Raw genomic sequence first — 4,311 nt, 5'->3', positions numbered from 1 at the left:
CGGCCTGTCCTGTGAAAGGACGACCAGGATCCTCTCGGTCTCCTTCCCACTTCAAACATAGCATGGGAACAACACACAGGATCCTAGGGTCTGCGCCGCGTCGCTGCGCTCCTTGCTTCGCCCTAGGATGACGAAGCGATGGGCTGCCGCAGAAAACAAATCCGCTCTTCAAACCCATCTCGCAAAATCATTCCTCTACTAAGTTTATAGAACTACCTAGCCTGATCCCATCTTCCAACCGGCGAGCCATTTTCCCGGCGCCGGTGCCCATCGAAGGAGAGGGTCATGTTCAATCTTACCAAGCACTTCAATCTGACCAGACGAGTTTTCGGCATCGGGCTGCTGGCGGCAAGCGTTGCCGTGTCGTTCGGCGCCGCCGCGCAGGAGCTGAAGCAGTTCAGCATCGGCTATCAGAAGACCGGCCTGCCGGTGATCGCCAAGCAGCAGCAGGTGATCGAAAAGGCGCTTGAAGACAAGGGCGTCACCGTCAAATGGGTCGAGTTCACCTCCGGGCCGCCGCTGGTCGAGGCCCTCAATGTCGGCGCCATCGATGCCGGATGGACCGGCGATGCGCCGCCGATCTTCGGCCAGTCGGCCGGCGCCAATATCGTCTATGCGGCGGCACTGCCGTCGAATGGCGAGGGCGAGGCGATCTTCGTCAAGCCGGCCTCGCCCATCCAGTCTGTCGCCGAGCTGAAAGGCAAGCGCGTCGGCGTCGGCAAGGGCACCAGTGCACACAATCTGCTCGTCGCAGCCCTGGAAAAGGCCGGCATTCCGTTCGACCAGATCACGCCGGTCTATCTGAGCCCCGCGGACGCGGCCGCCGCCTTCGCCAGCGACCAGATCGATGCCTGGACTGTCTGGGATCCGTTCTTCGCCATCGCCGAAACCCGCTACCAGCCGCGTGTGCTGGCCCGCTCCAGCGAGGTGCTCAGGGTCAACACCTATTTCCTCGCCAACAAGGATTTCGCCAAGGCGCATCCCGAGATCGTCACGACGACGATCGCGGCCCTTGGCGAGGCGGCGAAATGGGCCGACCAGAACCGCGACAAGGTGGCCGAGGCGCTGCACGAGGTGACCGGTGTGCCGCTCGACGCGCAGACGATCGCCGCCAACCGCACCAAATTCGGCATCATTCCGATCACCGACGAGATCGTCGCCGGCCAGCAGGCGACCGCCGACCGCTTCTTCAAGCTCGGGCTGATCCCGAAGGCGGTCCGCATTTCCGACGCGGTGTGGACCGCGCCAGGCAATTGATTTTCTCTCCGACGGTGCCGGGCGAGAACGCCCGGCGCCGTTTGACGTTTGCACCTTCCAAGAGGCCAGACATGACCGCGCCAGCCAGCACCGCCCCGCTCGCTTTCTTCTGGTTCATCCCGACGCATGGCGACGGCTCCTATCTCGGTTCCGAGGAGCAGCAGCGGCCGCCGGAGTTCGGTTACTTCAAGGAGATCGCGCAGGCGGTCGACAGGCTTGGCTTTCCCGGCGTGCTGTTGCCGACCGGCCAAAACTGCGAGGATTCCTGGATCACCGCGACGGGCCTTGCGACGCTCACCGAAAAACTGAAATTCCTCGTCGCGCTGCGGCCGGGCGTGACGCTGCCAACCTTTGCCGCGCGCCAGACGGCGGCCCTCGACCGGCTGAGCAATGGCCGGCTGCTGCTGAATGTCGTGGTCGGCGGCAACCCGACCGAGCTCGCCGGCGACGGCGTCTTCCTGCCGCATGACGAGCGCTATGCCCAGGCGCACGAATTCCTGACCATCTGGCGCGGACTGGTGTCGGGCGAGCGCGTCAATTTCGACGGCAAATATTACCGCGTCGAGAATGGCCGCCTCGACCTTTTGCCGCGCCAAGAGCGGCCGCCGCTCTATTTCGGCGGGTCGTCGGATGCCGGGCAGGATCTGGCCGCCGACCTCGTCGACATGTACCTGACCTGGGGCGAGCCGCCGGCGCAGGTGGCCGAGAAGCTCGCTGCGGCACGAAGCAAAGCCGCGCTGCGCGGCAGAAAACTGCGCTTCGGCATCCGGCTGCATTTCATCGTGCGCGAGACCGAGGAGGAAGCCTGGCGCGCCGCCGACCGGCTGATCAGACACGTCACCGACGCCCAGATCGAAAACGCGCAGGCGCGTTTCCTCACCCAGATGGACTCGGTCGGCCAGCGTCGCATGGCCGAACTGCATGGCGGCCGTCGCGACAGGCTGGTGGTGTCGCCCAATCTGTGGGCCGGCGTCGGGCTGGTGCGCGGCGGCGCCGGCACGGCTCTGGTCGGCACGCCGGAGCAGATCACCGAGCGCATCCGCGAATATCAGGCGATCGGCATCGATACCATCATCGGCTCCGGCTATCCGCATCTCGAGGAAGCCTACCGCGTCGCCGAGCTGCTATTCCCAAAACTCGGGCTCGGCACCAGGCGGCAGCGGGCGCATGAGAACATCGCCAACGAATTCTCGGTCGGCTTCCATGGCGCCAACCGCCTGCAGGCCTCGTCATGAGCTTTGGCGCAGGCCTCCGCGGCAATGGCATCGGCTGGCTGCTGCCGGCGCTGGTGATCGCCGGCTGGGAGATTGCATCACGGGCGGGCGTCATGCCGGCCAACGTGCTGCCGGCGCCAAGCGCCGTCGCCGAGGCCTTCTGGCGGCTGACGCTGTCGGGCGAACTGATCCGCAACATCGGCATCAGCACCGCACGCGCGCTTGCCGGCTTCGCCGTCGGCGGCTCGATCGGCTTTGCGCTTGGGCTCGCCAACGGATTGTCGACGCTGAGCCGCGGCCTTACCGACACGACGCTGCAGATGATCCGCAACATTCCGCACCTGGCGCTGATCCCGCTGGTCATTCTGTGGTTCGGCATCGACGAGGAAGCAAAGCTGTTCCTGGTGGCGCTCGGCGTGTTCTTTCCGATCTACGTCAACACGCTGCTCGGCATCCAAAGCGTCGATCCGCAGCTGGTCGAGATGGGCCGCGTCTACGGCATGGATCGCCGCGCCCTGTTCTTCCGCGTGATCCTGCCTGGCGCGCTGCCGGCGATCTTCGTCGGCCTGCGCTATGCCTTGGGCATCATGTGGCTGACGCTGATCGTCGCCGAAACCATCTCGGCCAGTTCCGGCCTCGGCTACATGGCCATGCAGGCGCGAGAATTCCTGCTGATCGATGTCGTCGTGCTGTCGATCCTGATCTATGCGCTGCTCGGCAAGCTCGCCGACAGCCTCGCCCGCCTGCTCGAGCGGCTGTCGCTCGGCTGGCATCCGGCCTTCCAAAACGAATGAGATATTGCCCATGACAGCCGCCAGCCTGACCGCAGCCCGCTCCTTCGTTGCCACGCCGGCGCGGCCGATAGGCTCGGTCGAAGGACAGCGGGCCTTTGCCTTCAGGCAAGTCGGCAAGCGCTTCGGCGACAAGATCGTGCTCGACGGCATCGATCTGGATGTGCCGGCCGGGCAGTTCCTTGCCGTCATCGGCAAGAGCGGCTGCGGCAAGAGCACGCTGCTCAGGCTGCTGGCCGGGCTCGACCGGCCGACATCAGGATCGCTGACATTCGGAGTGGAAGAGGAAGGCCACGGCCGCACCCGCTTCATGTTCCAGGAACCACGGCTGTTGCCCTGGGCCAGCGTGGTGAAAAACGTGCAGGTCGGGCTGACCGGGATAGCTTCCGGCGCGGAGGCGCGCCAACGCGCGCTCGACATTCTCGGCGCGGTCGGGCTTGCCGATCGTGCCGACGAATGGCCCTCGGTGCTGTCCGGCGGCCAGAAGCAGCGCGTGGCGCTGGCCCGGGCGCTGGTCGGCCACCCGCAGATCCTGGCGCTCGACGAGCCGCTAGGCGCGCTCGACGCGCTGACCCGCATCGAGATGCAGCAGCTTCTGGAGCGCATCTGGCTGGCGCAGAAGTTCACCGCCGTGCTGGTCACGCATGATGTCGCCGAGGCGGTCGCGCTCGCCGATCGGGTCGTGGTGATCAGCGAAGGCCGGATCGCGCTCGATCTGGATGTGCCCGTGGAGCGGCCACGCCGGCGCGGTTCCGTCGAGCTTGCGCGGCTCGAGGGCAAGATTCTGGACCGGCTGTTCGGGTAAGGCTGTCGGGGCAGAAGCAGTTCAACGTTCGGAATTTGGCCGAGGCCTCCCCGACTTCGTCATCCACGGGCGGAGCGGAAGCGAAGACCCGAGGATACATGCCGTCACCTTGGCCGAAGTATGCAGCAGAGCAGAATTCTCCACCGTGACGACGCGTTTGAGTCGCGGCATGGCAACTGTGTTCATGCGAAAGCTTTTTTGTCTCGAATGATGGCGTTTAGGACGACGAGAAGCTTCCTTGCGA

General features: G+C 65.2%; 4 protein-coding genes. All 4 read left to right on the top strand.

All coding sequences use genetic code 11. The annotated features are described in order from the left end of the window. Positions 1 to 285 precede the first annotated feature (285 nt). The 4 genes from NKG99_RS35380 to NKG99_RS35365 all read left to right on the top strand — a co-directional run bounded on the left by NKG99_RS35380 (position 286) and on the right by NKG99_RS35365 (position 4,067). A complete protein-coding gene (locus tag NKG99_RS35380) occupies positions 286 to 1,257 on the top strand; it encodes a sulfonate ABC transporter substrate-binding protein (protein ID WP_352874080.1) in 972 nt (323 codons plus the stop codon). 71 nt (positions 1,258 to 1,328) lie between these two features. Then, positions 1,329 to 2,492, top strand: a complete 1,164-nt coding sequence (gene ssuD, locus NKG99_RS35375; RefSeq protein WP_352874079.1) for an FMNH2-dependent alkanesulfonate monooxygenase — start codon at positions 1,329 to 1,331, stop codon at positions 2,490 to 2,492. Then, on the top strand, positions 2,489 to 3,265 hold the full coding sequence (locus NKG99_RS35370) for an ABC transporter permease subunit (RefSeq protein WP_352874078.1): 777 nt from the start codon (positions 2,489 to 2,491) through the stop codon (positions 3,263 to 3,265). Before ssuD ends, NKG99_RS35370 begins: the two co-directional genes overlap by 4 nt. Before the next feature lie 10 nt (positions 3,266 to 3,275). Further along, positions 3,276 to 4,067 (top strand): ATP-binding cassette domain-containing protein, encoded by a 792-nt coding sequence (locus tag NKG99_RS35365; RefSeq protein WP_352874077.1) that lies wholly within the window; start codon positions 3,276 to 3,278, stop codon positions 4,065 to 4,067. Positions 4,068 to 4,311 lie beyond the last annotated feature (244 nt).

The organism is Mesorhizobium sp. M1409, assembly GCF_040317535.1.
Lineage (GTDB): Bacteria > Pseudomonadota > Alphaproteobacteria > Rhizobiales > Rhizobiaceae > Mesorhizobium.
Note: the sequence above shows the minus strand (reverse complement) of the source record. Positions and strands in the feature narration are given on the sequence as shown.